This window comes from Pseudomonas gingeri, from assembly GCF_013385635.1.
Classification (GTDB): domain Bacteria; phylum Pseudomonadota; class Gammaproteobacteria; order Pseudomonadales; family Pseudomonadaceae; genus Aquipseudomonas; species Aquipseudomonas gingeri_A.
Window position 1 is genome coordinate 268,723 of the sequence record NZ_JACAPR010000012.1, and the last position, 15,512, is coordinate 284,234.

General features: G+C 61.7%; 14 protein-coding genes and 1 pseudogene. 5 read left to right on the forward strand and 10 right to left on the reverse strand.

Annotated elements, in window-relative coordinates; genetic code table 11:
• Positions 1-13: 13 nt before the first annotated feature.
• Positions 14-1,456, reverse strand: coding sequence for a PTS system trehalose-specific EIIBC component (gene treP / locus HX851_RS39955; protein WP_177057835.1), 1,443 nt, complete (start codon positions 1,454-1,456; stop codon positions 14-16).
• Positions 1,457-1,684: 228 nt separating this feature from the next.
• Between treP and treR the strand changes: the two genes are divergently transcribed.
• Positions 1,685-2,389, forward strand: coding sequence for a trehalose operon repressor (gene treR, locus HX851_RS39960; RefSeq protein WP_177057836.1), 705 nt, complete (start codon positions 1,685-1,687; stop codon positions 2,387-2,389).
• Between the two features lie 19 nt (positions 2,390-2,408).
• On the opposite strand, the gene HX851_RS39965 is transcribed toward treR, so the two are convergent.
• From HX851_RS39965 to HX851_RS39990, 6 genes are all read right to left on the reverse strand, one after another.
• Complete coding sequence (locus HX851_RS39965; RefSeq protein WP_177065226.1) at positions 2,409-2,927, reverse strand: helix-turn-helix transcriptional regulator; 519 nt, start codon at positions 2,925-2,927, stop codon at positions 2,409-2,411.
• A 4-nt stretch (positions 2,928-2,931) separates the two neighbouring features.
• Positions 2,932-3,210, reverse strand: a complete 279-nt coding sequence (locus HX851_RS39970) for a hypothetical protein (RefSeq protein ID WP_177057838.1) — start codon at positions 3,208-3,210, stop codon at positions 2,932-2,934.
• Between the two features lie 268 nt (positions 3,211-3,478).
• Positions 3,479-5,056: a glutamine-hydrolyzing GMP synthase gene (gene guaA, locus HX851_RS39975; RefSeq protein ID WP_177057839.1), complete on the reverse strand. Its 1,578-nt coding sequence runs from the start codon at positions 5,054-5,056 to the stop codon at positions 3,479-3,481.
• A gap of 105 nt (positions 5,057-5,161) precedes the next feature.
• Complete coding sequence (gene guaB, locus HX851_RS39980; protein ID WP_177057840.1) at positions 5,162-6,631, reverse strand: IMP dehydrogenase; 1,470 nt, start codon at positions 6,629-6,631, stop codon at positions 5,162-5,164.
• An 82-nt stretch (positions 6,632-6,713) separates the two neighbouring features.
• The gene (locus tag HX851_RS39985; RefSeq protein WP_177065224.1) at positions 6,714-7,262 is read right to left on the reverse strand and encodes a sugar ABC transporter ATPase; all 549 of its coding nucleotides are present in this window, start codon (positions 7,260-7,262) and stop codon (positions 6,714-6,716) included.
• A 54-nt stretch (positions 7,263-7,316) separates the two neighbouring features.
• Positions 7,317-8,084, reverse strand: a complete 768-nt coding sequence (locus HX851_RS39990) for a sulfite exporter TauE/SafE family protein (protein ID WP_177065222.1) — start codon at positions 8,082-8,084, stop codon at positions 7,317-7,319.
• A gap of 156 nt (positions 8,085-8,240) precedes the next feature.
• Here HX851_RS39990 and HX851_RS39995 point away from each other — a divergent pair.
• The 3 genes and pseudogenes from HX851_RS39995 to HX851_RS40005 form a co-directional block, all read left to right on the forward strand.
• Positions 8,241-8,534: pseudogene (locus tag HX851_RS39995) on the forward strand (LysR substrate-binding domain-containing protein); the annotation flags it as partial.
• Between the two features lie 156 nt (positions 8,535-8,690).
• Positions 8,691-10,070 (forward strand): exodeoxyribonuclease VII large subunit, encoded by a 1,380-nt coding sequence (gene xseA / locus HX851_RS40000; RefSeq protein ID WP_177057844.1) that lies wholly within the window; start codon positions 8,691-8,693, stop codon positions 10,068-10,070.
• 19 nt (positions 10,071-10,089) lie between these two features.
• On the forward strand, positions 10,090-10,911 hold the full coding sequence (locus HX851_RS40005; RefSeq protein ID WP_177065220.1) for a peptidoglycan DD-metalloendopeptidase family protein: 822 nt from the start codon (positions 10,090-10,092) through the stop codon (positions 10,909-10,911).
• Positions 10,912-11,040: 129 nt separating this feature from the next.
• Here the strand turns inward: HX851_RS40005 and HX851_RS40010 are convergent, their stop codons facing one another.
• Positions 11,041-11,349, reverse strand: coding sequence for a hypothetical protein (locus HX851_RS40010; protein ID WP_177065218.1), 309 nt, complete (start codon positions 11,347-11,349; stop codon positions 11,041-11,043).
• Positions 11,350-11,513: 164 nt separating this feature from the next.
• Here HX851_RS40010 and leuA point away from each other — a divergent pair, with 164 nt between their 5' ends.
• Complete coding sequence (gene leuA / locus HX851_RS40015) at positions 11,514-13,196, forward strand: 2-isopropylmalate synthase (RefSeq protein WP_177057846.1); 1,683 nt, start codon at positions 11,514-11,516, stop codon at positions 13,194-13,196.
• A 294-nt stretch (positions 13,197-13,490) separates the two neighbouring features.
• On the opposite strand, the gene HX851_RS40020 is transcribed toward leuA, so the two are convergent.
• The gene (locus HX851_RS40020; RefSeq protein ID WP_177065216.1) at positions 13,491-14,285 is read right to left on the reverse strand and encodes an amidohydrolase; all 795 of its coding nucleotides are present in this window, start codon (positions 14,283-14,285) and stop codon (positions 13,491-13,493) included.
• The gene (locus tag HX851_RS40025; protein WP_177057848.1) at positions 14,273-15,421 is read right to left on the reverse strand and encodes a pyridoxal phosphate-dependent aminotransferase; all 1,149 of its coding nucleotides are present in this window, start codon (positions 15,419-15,421) and stop codon (positions 14,273-14,275) included. Before HX851_RS40025 ends, HX851_RS40020 begins: the two co-directional genes overlap by 13 nt.
• Between the last annotated feature and the right edge of the window lie 91 nt (positions 15,422-15,512).

Below are 15,512 nucleotides of genomic sequence, written 5' to 3' on the forward strand. Positions count from 1 at the left end.
CGAGCTGGCGCGATCAGGCGACGCGATAGCCGGGGCGGACGATCTTCATGCTCAACCCGCAGGTGAGGACAAAGGGCACGACAATCGCGATGACCATGCCGACGACGAACATCGGGATGAATTGCGGAATGATCGAGATGAATCCCGGCAGGCCGCCGACGCCGATGGCCGAGGCCAGCACCTTGTTCAGCGAGAGAAACACGCTGGCCAGTGCCGAACCGATCAGCGCGGCATAGAACGGAAACTTGTAGCGCAGGTTCACACCGAACATCGCCGGTTCCGTGATGCCGAAATAGGCGGAGATCGCCGAGGTCGAGGCCATGCTGCGGTCGCGGGCATTGCGGCTCATGTAGAACACCGCGAGGGCCGCACTGCCCTGGGCCAGGTTGGACATGACGATCATCGGCCAGATGAAGGTGCCGCCATGACCGGAGATCAGTTGCAGGTCCACCGCGAGGAACATGTGGTGCATGCCGGTGATCACCAGCGGTGCATAGAGCAGGCCGAAGATCGCGCCGCCGAGTGCCGGCGCCACGTCGAACAGCCAGACCACGCCTTCGGTGATCAGGATGCCCAGGTGACGGGTGACCGGGCCGATGATCGCCAGGGCCAGGACACCGGTGACGACGATGGTGGTGATCGGTACCACGAGCAGTTGAATGGCATTCGGCACCCGCGCCCGCAGCCATTTCTCGATCACGCTCATGACATAGGCCGCCATCAGGATCGGCAGGATCTGGCCCTGGTAGCCGACTTTCTCGATGCGGAACCAGCCGAAGATATCGAAGTACGGCAGGCTCTGGCCGTCCAGGCCGGCGACTGCCTTGCCGTAGTTCCAGGCATTGAGCAGATCGGGGTGGACCAGCATCAGGCCGAGGACGATGCCGAGTATTTCGCTGCCGCCAAAGCGCTTGGCCGCCGACCAGCCGACCAGCGCCGGCAGGAACACGAAGGAGGTGTTGGCCATCAGGTTGATCAGGCTCCACAGGCCGTCCAGCGACGGGTAGGCCTCGAGCAGCGTCTTGCCGTCGATGAACATGCCCTTGGCGCCCATGAGGTTGTTCACCCCCATCAACAGGCCGGCAATGATCAGCGCCGGCAGGATCGGCATGAACACATCGGAGAACACCCGCACCAGGCGTTGCATGGCGTTGGTCTTGTCGGCGCCCTTCTGCTTGACGTCGGCAATGGTCGAGACCGCCAGGCCGGTGAGCTCACGCAAGGCGGCGTAGACCTTTTCCACCTCGCCAGGACCGATGACGACCTGGAACAGGCCACCGGTAAAGAACGACCCCTTGACCAGGTCGATACCGGCCAAGGTGGCCTTGTCGACTTTATTCGGGTCCTTGAGCGCCAGCCGCAGACGGGTGACACAGTGAGCGGCCTGCTCGAGGTTTTCGGCGCCACCGAGGCTCTGCAGCAGCTCGCGGGCGATATTCGGATAGTCGTGGCTCATGCTTTTTCTTCCGCTGTTTCTTGTTATTGGAAATGGTTGGCAGCACACAGAAACAAAAAATACTCGTCTGTACGAGTTAAAGCAACAACTCGTCTGTACGAGTTGAGCGTTTCTTGGTAAATGATCCGACAAATGGACAAACCCTCGACCTGCCCTTAAGGTTCCATGCCTTGGGACAGCACCCCGGCTACGCTGTTAGTCGGCGACTTCCGATCCAGAGCGAACACCATGAGTAAATACAACCAGATCTACAGCGATCTGCTTGCCAGCATCACCACCGAGCAGTTGGAAAAAGGTGCCCGGCTGCCCTCGGAAACCGAACTGATGGACAGCTATCAAGCCAGTCGCGGCACGGTGCGCAAGGCCATCGAGCAATTGCAGGAGCGTGGTTTCGCGCAGAAGATCCATGGCAAGGGTACTTTCGTGCTGTCACGCAGCCCGATCGAATTCCAGCTCGGCGGCATCGTCAGCTTCCAGGAAGCCCATTCGAGCATGGGCAGCAATATCGGCACGGAAGTGGTGGAGTTCAGCGAAATCCCGCTGGCGGGCGCCCTGCAGGAGCGTCTGCACGCCGAGCCCGGCAGCCCGGTGATCCGCATCAAGCGGGTACGGCGGATCGACGGCAAGCGGATCATTCTCGACATCAACTACTTCCTGGCCGACCTGATCCCCGGCCTGACCCGGGACATTGCCGAGCACTCGATCTACGCCTATATCGAGCAGACCCTGCAACTGAGCATCAGTTTCGCCCAGCGCACCATCGAAGCGGCGCGCTGCAGCAAGGACGACCAGCAACACCTGGACCTGGACGGCGCCAGCCACGTGATCGTGGTGAAGAACCAGACCTTCCTGCAGGACGGCCGGCAATTCGAATACACCGAGTCGCGGCATACCCTGGACAAGTTCTACTTTTCGGATGTGGCGAGGCGCTGAAACAACGCCTTGCGACGGCTCACAGCACCAGCGCCAGCCACTCCGGGTTTACCGCGCCGAGCTTGCTGGTGGCTTTTGTGAGATTGATATCCTGGGCGGCCTGCGCGGTTTCGATCATCTGGGGCTCAAGGTCATAACCGCGACCCTCGAGCCAGCCCAGGACTTCCGCCAGGTGCCAGACTGAAGAACTGCCTTCGTGGACGGCCAGCGGAAAGGACGCCGAATGATTGAGCATGAGTTTGCGCATGTTCTGCCGCGAAACACCGACGATATCGGCGATATCCGAAAGGCCGACCAGGTCCGGCACGACTTCTATGAGCCGGGCATCCGGGATGGCGCGCTTGACGTCCTGCAAAGCGCTGAGCAATGCCTGCACGGCGCTCTCGGCATCCCGGCAGAATTTCAGCGCCAGCCGCCCAGGAACGCCACTGCCGATCAGCGAATCATCACAGCCGCATTCATATAGACGCTCGATCAACGCATCCTGATCATCATTGTGTTCCGAGAGTTGGTATCTCAGGGTAAAGTCATATTCCACGGTTCTACTCCTTGGGAGGTGCGACCAGGGGATCGGCATCGGCGCGATTCATGACGCAGCCGTCAATTACCCGCTGCAAGTTGCGGGCATGGTTGAACGAGCTGCGCGGTGTACTCCAGATGCTGGTGGCACAGTGATCCTGGCAGCGGCACAGTTCGCTGTTGAATGGGCAGTACATCTTTCCCCAGGCATGGGAACCGCCGACCTTGATTCGCCAGCCACATTCCTCTGCATGACGCAGTACATTCTCGATCACCTTGATCGGGTGTCTTGCTCTAGCCATCCATAGCCTCCAGTCTCTCGCCATAACAAAAAGTTGTCAACTGACAACCAAGTCCATTTATCGACAAAAAATGACTCGAACGGCACTGCAATCCGCGCCGACTTCTGGAGTGTAGGGAGACAGAAAATCTTGGTAGATCAATGTGTTTGCGGGATATTGCGAGGGCAAGGATGGCGAATTTTCTTACTGCCCGAAACGACAAAGGCGGTCAATACCGAGGTATAGACCGCCTTAGCTTTCAACGCTTGAGACCTACATCAAGCTGGGATCATTCCCACTCGATGGTTGCCGGTGGCTTGCTCGACACGTCGTAGGTGACGCGGGAGATGCCTTCGATCTCGTTGATGATCCGGCCGCTGACGGTTTCCAGCAACTCGTACGGCAGGTGTGCCCAACGGGCGGTCATGAAGTCGATGGTTTCCACCGCGCGCAGGGCCACGACCCAGGCGTAACGACGGCCATCACCCACTACACCCACCGATTTCACCGGCTGGAACACCACGAAGGCCTGGCTGACCTTGTGGTACCAGTCGGCCTTGCGCAGTTCTTCGATGAAGATATGGTCGGCGCGACGCAGCAGGTCGGCGTATTCCTTTTTCACTTCACCCAGGATCCGCACACCCAGGCCCGGGCCCGGGAACGGGTGACGGTAGACCATGTCGTACGGCAGGCCGAGTTCCAGGCCAAGACGACGGACCTCGTCCTTGAACAGCTCACGCAGCGGCTCGACCAGCTTGAGGTTCATCTCTTCCGGCAGGCCACCAACGTTGTGGTGGGACTTGATCACGTGGGCCTTGCCGCTTTTCGCGCCAGCCGACTCGATCACGTCCGGATAGATGGTGCCCTGGGCCAGGTACTTGATGTTCTCCAGTTTGTTGGACTGGGCATCAAACACGTCGATAAAGGTCCGGCCGATGATCTTGCGCTTCTTCTCCGGGTCGGACTCGCCGGCCAGGTTGTTCAGGAACTGCTCTTCGGCGTTGGCACGGATCACCTTGACGCCCATGTTCTCGGCGAACATGGCCATCACTTGCTCGCCTTCGTGCAGGCGCAACAGGCCGTTGTCGACGAACACGCAGGTCAACTGGTCGCCGATGGCCTTGTGCAGCAGGGCCGCGACCACCGAAGAGTCGACGCCGCCGGACAGCCCCAGCAGAACGTTGTCGGTACCGACCTGGGCACGCACCTGGGCGATGGCGTCTTCAGCGATTTTCGACGGGGTCCACAGCGCTTCACAGCCGCAGATATCGAGGATGAAGCGCGACAGGATGCGACCGCCCTGCTTGGTGTGGGTCACTTCCGGGTGGAACTGCACGCCGTAGTAACCGAGATCGTCGTTGAACATGCCGGCAATCGGGCAGCTCGGGGTGCTGGCCAGGATGTGGAAGTCTTCCGGCATCCGGGTGACCTTGTCACCGTGGCTCATCCACACGTCGAGGCCGAACAGGCCGTCGGCGTCGACGTGGTCTTCGATGCCGTCCAGCAGGCGGCTCTTGCCGACCACGTCGACACGGGCATAACCGAATTCACGCAGCTCGGAACCTTCGACCTTGCCGCCCATCTGCTCGGCCATGGTCTGCATGCCGTAGCAGATACCGAAGACCGGCACGCCCAGGTCGAACACCGCTTGCGGGCAGCGCGGACTGTTGGCTTCGTGCACGGACTCGGGACCGCCGGCGAGGATGACGCCTTTGGGAGCGAATTCGCGAATCGCTTCGTCGTCCATGTCGAACGGATGCAGTTCGCAGTACACGCCGATTTCACGCACGCGGCGGGCGATCAGTTGGGTGTATTGGGAACCGAAGTCGAGGATCAGGATGCGGTGGGCGTGAATGTCGAGGGCCATGGGTCATTCTCGTCTGTGAAATCAGAAACAACACGGGGCTGTCATCAACAGCCCCGGTTCAAATTCATCAATCGCCTCCAGACCAGCGCCTGGAGGCGATCACTATCAACCTACGCGATAGTTTGGAGCTTCCTTGGTGATCTGCACGTCGTGGACGTGAGATTCGGCCATGCCGGCGCCGGTGATACGCACGAACTCAGGCTTGGTGCGCATTTCCTCGATGTTGGCGCTGCCGGTGTAGCCCATCGAGGAACGCAGGCCGCCCATCAGTTGATGGACGATGGCGGTCAGGGTGCCCTTGTACGGCACGCGACCTTCGATACCTTCCGGCACCAGCTTCTCGGCGCCCGCGGAGGAGTCCTGGAAGTAACGGTCGGAGGAACCCTGGGACTGCGACATCGCCCCCAGCGAACCCATGCCGCGATAGGCCTTGTAGGAACGGCCCTGGAACAGCTCGATCTCGCCCGGCGCTTCTTCGGTACCGGCGAACATCGAGCCCATCATCACGCAGGAAGCACCGGCAACGATGGCCTTGGACAGGTCACCGGAGAAACGGATGCCGCCATCGGCGATCAGCGGTACGCCGGTGCCTTCGAGGGCGGCGGCGACGTTGGCGATGGCACTGATCTGCGGCACGCCGACACCGGCGACGATACGAGTGGTGCAGATCGAGCCTGGGCCGATACCGACCTTGACCGCATCCGCGCCCGCTTCGGCCAGGGCCTTGGCGGCAGCGCCGGTGGCGATGTTGCCGCCGATCACCTGCACTTGCGGGAAGTTCTCCTTGACCCAGCGAACGCGGTCGATCACACCCTTGGAGTGACCGTGGGCGGTGTCGACCACCACCACGTCGACACCGGCGTTGACCAGCGCGGCAACGCGATCAGCGGTGTCCTTGCCGGTACCGACCGCGGCACCGACACGCAGGCGACCCTGGTCGTCCTTGCTCGCCAGTGGCCAGGCCTTGGATTTCTCGATGTCCTTGACGGTCATCATGCCCTTGAGGGCGAACTTGTCGTCGACGATCAGCACTTTTTCCAGGCGGTGCTTGTGCAGCAGCTCGCGGACTTCGTGCTTGTTGGCGCCTTCGCGGACAGTGACCAGGCGCTCTTTGGGCGTCATCACTTCGCGAACCGGGACATCCATGCGGGTTTCGAAACGCACGTCACGGGAGGTGACGATGCCGACCAGGTCGCCGTCGTGCAGCACCGGCACACCGGAGATATTGTGCATGCGGGTCAGTTCGAGCAGGTCACGTACCGAGGCATCCGCCTCGATGGTGATCGGGTCCTTGACGACACCGGCTTCGAACTTCTTGACCTTGCGCACTTCGGCAGCCTGCTGCTCGATGGTCATGTTCTTGTGGATGATGCCGATACCGCCTTCCTGGGCCATGGCAATGGCCAGACGGGCTTCGGTCACGGTGTCCATGGCGGCGGAAACCAGCGGAATATTCAGCTCGATGCCACGGGTGAGACGGGTCTTGAGACTGACTTCGTTAGGAAGCACCTCGGAATAACCGGGCACTAGGAGAATGTCGTCGAAGGTCAGAGCTTCTTGGCTGATACGCAGCATCGCGGGGGCTCCCGAGCGGGAAAATGGAAGCGCGCCATTATACTCATACAAGGCCCTGGGCTCAATGTAAACCTTGGCCTATTTACAGCTCGACTTTCACCCAGGCCACCGGCTGATCCAGCCAGTCGGCGAACTCATCGAGAAAAGCCTGCTTGAAGCCGGCTTCCGCCCAGTTATTGAAGATGAAACCCAGGTTGGAAAAGCCGCACGCCTGCAGGAACAGGAAACCGTTGATATCGTCTTCATGCCCGCACAACGGGCAGATGAAGTTTTCGGTGCGCCCCGGCATCCAGTCTTCCAGGCTGTCGAACAAGGCCTCGCCGACTTCCTTGCGGCACTCCGCGCACCCGGCCTCCTCGAGAAAGCCCTTGGCCGGGGTATAGATGCAGCGCTTGGTGATGATCTCCAGGCCGTTGATCGGCTCGCCAAATGGCAACGCCTCGGGATGCAGCACCACCTCGGTGGCGCCGGGTGCGATGGCATGGCCCATGCGGTTGCCGGTGCGACCGCAGGTGGTCAGCTCTTGCTCGATGATGTTCTTGCGCACCAGCCAGCGCACGATGGCCCGAGCCCTTGGTTCATGGACCGGCAAGGTGGAAATTTTCGGGACGATGATGCTTTGCGAGTTCATGGGGACGGCCTGGAGCGTTTGCGACCCGGCAGCTTAATCCCTGCCATTCTCAGGTCAAGTGCTGAAATAGCGGGTGATCAGGGCAATCCCGCTGGCCAGCACCAGCCAGGTCACCAGGCGCACGAAGGCTTCGCGTGACAACCTCCGGGTCAGGCGTCGGCCGATCCACAAGCCCAGCGCCATTGCCGGCAACAAACACACCGCCAACAGCAACAAGGGTAGCTCGGCATAGACCCCGGCGATGATGAATAGCGACAGACGCACCACCGTGCTGCAACTGATCAGCGTACTCTGGGTGGCCCGTGCCGCGTCCTTGGGCAGGCGGCTATTGAGATAAATGGCATAGAGAAAACCGCCACTGCCGAACAGCGCGCCGAACATTCCGCCCACCGTGCCCATGGGCACCGCCCAGCCCGCCGCCAACTGCCCGGGGCGGACCTTGATCAGCAGGCTATAGATCGCATAGGCGCTGATAAACAGGCCCATCAACAGCAGCAATACATCGGAGTGGAGGTTCAGCAGAAAAACCACGCCCAGTGTGCAGCCGACGGCCATGCACGGCAGCAACCGCAGCAACTCGGGCCTGGCGACATCCTTGCGCGACGGCAGCAGGTTGCCGAACGCCGCGACGAAGTCCAGCAGCACCAGCAACGGCACGATCTTCGACAACGGCATGAACAGGATCAGGATCGGCCCCGCCACCAGCGCCGTACCGAACCCGGCCACGCCAAAGACGATATAGGCCAGAGCGATGCCCAGTTCCACCACCAGCCAATCGGTGGCACTGAACGGCCATTGGTTCAACAGCGCAACAAGACTCATGAAGAACACTTCCACAAGGGGTTCGATTGACTTTAGCCAGTCGCGAGTCTTGCGACTAATATATTCAAAGCCAGCCACCCATCTCAAAAAGGCATGACTTGTGATTTCCACCCGCCAACTGCGCTACTTCGTCGAGATTGTCGAATCCGGCAGCTTCAGCGCGGCGGCCTGAGTTACCTGTCGGCCGAACTGTGCATGCGCCAGGGCTTCTTTCCCCAGGCCGCGCGGGTAGTGTCGCGCAAGACCACCCAGTTGCAGTTGATCCAGGCGGGGTTCGGCATCGCCCTGCTGCCCGAGTCGATGCGCGACATCGCCCCGGCCAATATCCATTTCCTGCCCCTCAAGGATCCGGATTGCCAGAGCACCCTGGCCCTGGCCTGCCGCCAGCCCCCGACGCCGCTGGTGGCGCAATTCGTCGAGCGCTTCCGCGAAGACCTGCACAGCTCCTGAAAACACCACAGTCCCCTGTAGGAGCCGGCTTGCCGGCGATAAGGCCCGCAAGCCTGGCAGCGGCCATTCGGACGCCATCGCCGGCAAGCCGGTTCCTACACGGGGAGTGTTCACAGCAATGGTGATTGCCGGTCAAATGCCTTTATTATGCGGCCCATGATTAAAGATCCCTTTTCACGCCTGGGCCTCGACCGCGAAGTCCTTACTGTCAGCCAGCTCAACGGTCGCGCGCGGGTGTTGCTGGAGGACGTGTTCACCAATATCTGGGTCGAAGGCGAAATCTCCAACCTCGCCCGCCCGGCCTCCGGCCACATCTATTTCACCCTCAAGGACAGCGGCGCCCAGGTGCGTTGCGCGCTGTTCCGGCAGAACGCCGCCCGTGTTCGCCAGGCGTTGAAGGATGGCCTGGCAGTCAAGGTGCGTGGCAAGGTCTCGCTGTTCGAGGGGCGCGGCGACTACCAACTGATCCTCGATACCGTGGAACCCGCCGGCGATGGCGCCCTGCGCCTGGCGTTCGATGCGCTCAAGGAAAAGCTCAGCGGCGAAGGCCTGTTCAGCGCCGAACGCAAGGTTGCCCTGCCCGCGCATCCGCAGCGGATCGGCATCATCAGCTCACCCACCGGCGCGGTGATCCGCGACATCATCAGCGTCTTCCGCCGCCGCGCGCCGCAAGTCGAACTGACGTTGATTCCCACGGCGGTCCAGGGCCGTGAAGCCACGACGCAGATCGTCCGCGCCTTGAAGATCGCCGATGCCAAGGGCTTCGACGCGCTGATCCTGGCCCGCGGCGGCGGTTCGCTGGAAGACCTCTGGTGCTTCAACGAAGAAGCCGTGGCCCGCGCCGTGGATGCCTGCGTAACGCCCATCGTCAGCGCCGTCGGCCATGAAACCGATGTGTCCATCAGCGACTTCGTGGCCGACGTCCGTGCCCCGACTCCTTCGGCGGCGGCCGAACTTCTGGCACCCGACTCCAGCGACCTGCAACGCCGGGTCGAGAGCCTGCATCGCCGTCTGGTGATGCGTATCCGCGATCGGCTGATGCGCGACCGCCTGCGCCTCGACGGTCTCGCCCGGCGTCTGCGCCATCCGGGCGAACGCCTGCGCCAGCAGGCCCAGCGCCTGGATGACCTGGATATGCGCCTGCGCCGGGCGTTCGAACGCCAGCTCAATACCCGCCGGGAAAAACTGATCCGCCTGGAAACCCGCCTCGCCGGGCAACATCCGGGACGCCAGCTGGCCTTGCTGCGCCAGCGCCTGGAGAGTCTGTCCGAACGCCTGCCCCGGGCCATGCGCGAAGGCCTCAAGGCCCGGCGCCTGCAACTGCAAAGCCAGGTGCAGACACTTCATGTAGTAAGTCCGTTGGCAACCCTGGGCCGTGGCTACAGTATCCTGCTGGACGAGCGTGGCCAGGCGATCCGCAGTGCCGGACAGACCCGCCCTGGCCAGCGCCTGAAGGCGAAACTGGCGGAAGGCGAACTGCAGGTGCGGGTCGAAGACAACCACCTGACGCCCGTCACTCTTTCGCTACTGGACTGAAATTTCAAGGGATCCGAGCATGCCCCGTTTTCTTGCCACCCTGCTGGTGCTGGGCCTGGCCTTCAACGCCCATGCGGACAGCTATATCACCCGACTACTGAACAAACCGGTGCCCGGCGGCGTGGCCGTGGTCGATCTCGGCCCGGCGGCCCAGGCGCCCAAGGCCAGCTACCAGGGCAAGCCGGTACTGGTGGTCAAGGAACAGAGCAACTGGCTGGCGATTGTCGGTATCCCGCTGACCGTCAAGCCCGGCACCCAGCAGGTCAGTTCGGGTAATCGCAGCCTGAGCTTCAGCGTTGGCAGCAAGAAATACCAGGAACAGCACATCACCCTGAAAAACAAGCGCCAAGTCAATCCGAACCCCGAGGATGTCAAACGCATTGACGCGGAGGTGGTTGCGCAACTGGCGGCCTATCGCACCTTCAGTCCCGTGGTCCCGAGCAACCTACTGCTGGACAAACCGGTGAACGGTCCGCTGTCGAGCAAGTTCGGCGTACGGCGCTTCTTCAATGGCGAAGAGCGCAACCCACACGCGGGACTGGATTTCGCCGTGCCCACCGGCACGCCGATCAAGGCACCGGCCGCCGGCAAGGTGATCCTGACCGGCAATTACTTCTTCAATGGCAACACCGTGTTCGTCGACCACGGCCAGGGCTTTATCAGCATGTTCTGCCATCTTTCCAGGATCGACGTCAAAGCAGGCCAGTCACTGGCACGCGGCGCGCTGGTCGGCCTGGTCGGTGCGACCGGGCGGGCGACAGGGCCGCATCTGCACTGGAATATCAGCCTCAATGAAACACGGGTCGATCCGGCGATCTTTATCGGCGCGTTCCAACCCTGATCCCAAGGGCCCACGCCCCCTTTGCAGGAGCTGGCTTGCCAGCGATGAGGCCCGCAAGCCCTGCTGCGACTATTCGGACGCTATCGCCAGCAAGCCGGCTCCCACAGGTCGAGGCCTCACCGCAGAATCTCAGCGTCTCCAGGACTTTGTAGGAGCTGGCTTGCCAGCGATGAGGCCCTTGCGCCTTGCATCGATCTTGCGGGGGCCATCGCCGGCAAGCCGGCTCCCACAAGGAGCGTACTCGCCGCGCAGATCGGCATCTGCGACCAGCAGCACCGCCAAGAAAGATTGCGCGGCGCCAAAATAGTGCGCAATTGTTCTAGACTTTCCGCCGCTCGCGCAAAATAAAATCTCGTATAAGTCTATTTTCCAGGTATTCCTCTCAATTTTCCTCACAGGCTTGCCATCTTTCACCCCAGTGGTTAGGGTTGAAAGCATGAAAACATCTCACACCCTCATTCAGCGCCGTCAACACCGCAGCCTCTGCCTCGTCAGTGCACGACTGCCGGGCTGAATCGCGGTGCCTCATCCCCAGGTTTCTCCCTGACAACGTTTTACCGGCTGGCCGCCTCTTCTCGGCCCTGACCACAAGGATTTTCTCCATGAGCATGCTCAAAGACCCGTCTTCGAAGTACCGCGCGTTCCCGACCATCAACCTCCCGGATCGCACCTGGCCGTCGAAAACCATCACCAGCGTACCGATCTGGTGCAGCTCCGACCTGCGCGACGGCAACCAGTCGCTGATCGAACCGATGGACGCGGTGAAGAAGCTGCGCTTCTGGAAAACCCTGGTCAGCGTTGGCGTCAAGGAAATCGAAGCCTCCTTCCCGGCCGCTTCGCAAACCGACTTCGACTTCGTCCGTACGCTGATCGAAGAAGGCCATATCCCGGACGACACCACCATCCAGGTGCTGACCCAGGCCCGTGAAGACCTGATCGCCCGCACTTTCGAATCCCTGCGCGGTGCCAAGAAGGCCATCGTGCACCTCTACAACGCCACCAGCCCGTCGTTCCGCCGCATCGTCTTCAACCAGGACAAGCAAGGCGTGAAGGACATCGCGGTGAACGCGGCCAAGCTGTTCGTCAAATACGCCGCCCAGCAGCCGGAAACCCAGTGGCAGTTCGAGTACTCGCCGGAAACCTTCAGCGCCACCGAACTGGAGTTCGCCAAGGAAGTCTGTGACGCGGTGATCGAGGTCTGGAACCCGACGCCCGAGCACAAGGTGATCCTCAACCTGCCGGCCACCGTCGAATGCGCCACGCCGAACATCTACGCCGACCAGATCGAGTGGTTCGGTCGCCATATCAGCCGTCGTGACAGCGTGATCATCAGCCTGCACACCCACAACGACCGTGGCACCGGCGTAGCCGCCACCGAGCTGGGCCTGATGGCCGGCGCCGACCGTGTCGAAGGCTGCCTGTTCGGCAACGGCGAACGTACCGGTAACGTCGACCTGGTGACCGTGGCCCTGAACATGTACACCCAGGGGCTCAACCCCGAGCTGGACTTCTCCGATATCGATGGCGTGCGCAAGGTCGTCGAGGAGTGCAACCAGATCCAGGTGCACCCACGTCATCCGTATGTCGGCGACCTGGTGCACACCGCGTTCTCCGGCTCCCACCAGGACGCGATCCGCAAGGGCTTCGCCCAACAGAAAGCCGATGGCCTGTGGGAAGTGCCGTACCTGCCGATCGACCCGGCCGACATCGGTCGCAGCTACGAGGCGGTGATCCGTGTCAACAGCCAGTCGGGCAAGGGCGGCATCGCCTACCTGCTGGAACAGGAATACGGCATCAGCCTGCCACGTCGCATGCAGATCGAGTTCAGCCAGGTGGTGCAGCGCGAAACCGATCGCCTCGGCCTGGAAATGACCGCGCAGCAGATCCACGCCCTGCTCCACAGCGAATACCTGCAGGCCAACACCCCGTACGCGCTGGTCAGCCATCGCCTGCAGGAAGAGAACGGTCACAGCGCCGTGGAAGTGGAAGTCTCCGGCAAGGGCCAGGGCGAAACCAACCTGCACTGGCGCGGCAAAGGCAACGGCGCCCTGGAAGCCCTGGTGGCCGGCCTGCCGGTTCCGGTGGAAATCATGGACTATAACGAGCACGCCATCGGTGCCGGGACCAATGCCAAGGCAGCGGCCTATATCGAGCTGCGAGTGAACGGCGAACGTGCGGTACACGGCGTGGGTATCGATGAAAACATCACCACCGCCAGCTTCAAGGCCCTGTTCAGCGCGCTGAACCGCTCGCTGAGTCAGGTGGATGCCACCAAGGCGGCATAAACGCCGACTGCAATGAAAAGGCCCCGGTGGTGAAAACCCCCGGGGCCTTTTTGTGCGTTCGAGTATGCCATCGCCGGCTCCCACAGGTAGGGGCTTTGCCGCAGAATACCAGCGCCTCCAGGACTTTGTAGGAGCTGGCTTGCCGGCGATGAGGCCCGCAAGCCCTGCTGCGACTATTCGAACGCCATCGCCAGCAAGCCGGCTCCCACAGGAGAGCATGCCAAACCGCAGATCAGCCTGCGCCACGAATCCCTTGTGGGAGCCGGCTTGCTGGCAATGAACGATAACGCGGCGTTACTGATTCAACACAAAGGTATCGGCATCCAGGTTGGCCGGAAAACGCTCACGATAAGCGGCCAACTCCGCCGCGCTCAAGGTCACCTGGAAGACCCCGTCGGCCTCGCCGGTACCCAGCAACGATTCACCCTGGAAATCCAGCACCTGGCTGTCGCCGGTATAGGAGAAACCCTTGCCATCCGTGCCTATGCGGTTCACGGCCGCCACGTAGCACAGGTTCTCGATCGCCCGGGCCGGCAGCAGGCGATTCCAGTGCAGGCGCCGTGCTCCCGGCCAGTTGGCAGTGTAGAGCAACAGGTCAGTGTCCTGGGCATCCCGGCTCCAGACCGGGAAACGCAGGTCGTAGCAGATCAGCGGACGAACCCGCCAGCCCTTGAGCTCGAACTGTACCTGACGCTCACCCGGGGTGTAATGATTGTGCTCGCCAGCCATGCGGAACAGGTGGCGCTTGTCGTAGTGCAAGACCTCGCCATCCGGCCGCGCCCACAACAGGCGGTTACGGTGACTGCCATCGGCGGCGCGGATAATCACGCTGCCGGTGATCACCGCATCGAGCTTTTGTGCCTGCTCGCGCAACCAGTCGCTGGCCGGACCGTTTTCGGCTTCGGCCAGGGTCTGCGACTCCATGGAAAAACCGGTGGTGAACATCTCCGGCAGGATCACCAGATCCGCCCCCGCGGCCTGCTCCAGCAGCAGCTCGAAATGTTCGAGGTTGGCCTGGCGGTCGTGCCAGGCCAGGGTGGTCTGCACCAGCGCCACTTTCAGGTCAGGCAATGAACTCAGATCACGCATAACTTCTCCGCAGCTTCACGCAACGTCTCTTCGCGCTTGGCAAAACACAGACGCACCAGACGCTGGCCTTCCGGTGGATGCTGATAGAACACCGAGACCGGAATCGCCGCCACACCGTGCTCGCGGGTCATCCATACCGCCATGTCGACATCGTTCAGATCCGGACGAATCCGCGAGTAGTCGACCAACTGGAAGTAGGTCCCCGCCACCCGCTTGAAGCTGAAGCGCGACTGGCTGAGCAGGTCACAGAACAGGTCACGCTTCTGCTGATAGAACGCCGGCAGTTGCTCGACATGCTCGGGATGCGCCTCCATGTAATCGGCCAGGGCATATTGCAGCGGGGTCACGCCGCAGAAGCTGACGTACTGGTGCACCTTGCGCAGCTCGGCGGTCAAGGCTGGCGGCGCAATCACATAGCCGGTCTTCCAGCCAGTGACGTGATAGGTCTTGCCGAACGAGCTGACGACAAAGGCGCGCTGATACAGGGACTCATGGGCCAGCACGCTGGCGTGGGGCACGCCATCGAACACCAGGTGTTCATAGACCTCGTCGCTGACCACATAGATATCGCGGTCGGCGATCAGCGTTGCCAGTTGATCCAGCTCGGCATGGCTGATCAGCGCACCACTGGGGTTGTGCGGACTGTTGAGGATGATCATGCGGGTGCGCGGGCTCAGCGCATCGGTGAGCTTCTGCCAGTCGATGGAAAAGTCATCCAGCCCGAGTTGCACATGCACGCAACGCCCACCGGCCAATTCCACCGAAGGTTCGTAGCTGTCATAACTGGGGTCGAAGACGATCACTTCATCGCCAGGATGAATCACCGCCTGGATTGCGCAGAAGATCCCCTGGGTCGCGCCGGGGGTGATGGTCACCTCCGCATCGGCGTTCACATGGACGCCGTAGCTACGGGAGACCTTCGCCGCCACCTGCTGGCGCAGGGCCGGCAGACCGGTCATTGGCGCATACTGGTTGTGGCCACTGGCGATATGCCGGCCAACCGCATCGCGCAGGGCTTGCGGACCATCGAAGTCAGGGAAGCCCTGGGACAGGTTCAGCGCGCCGGTTTCCACCGCGAGCTGGGACATCCGGGTAAAGATAGTGGTGCCGACATTCGGCAGCTTGCTGGTGATCATGGGGCCGTTTTCCCTGCTGAACACCCGGCTCTACGACGGCACGGGAGGCTTCGAGGATAACGTATCCGCCAGGCATGAAAAAGGGCGCCTG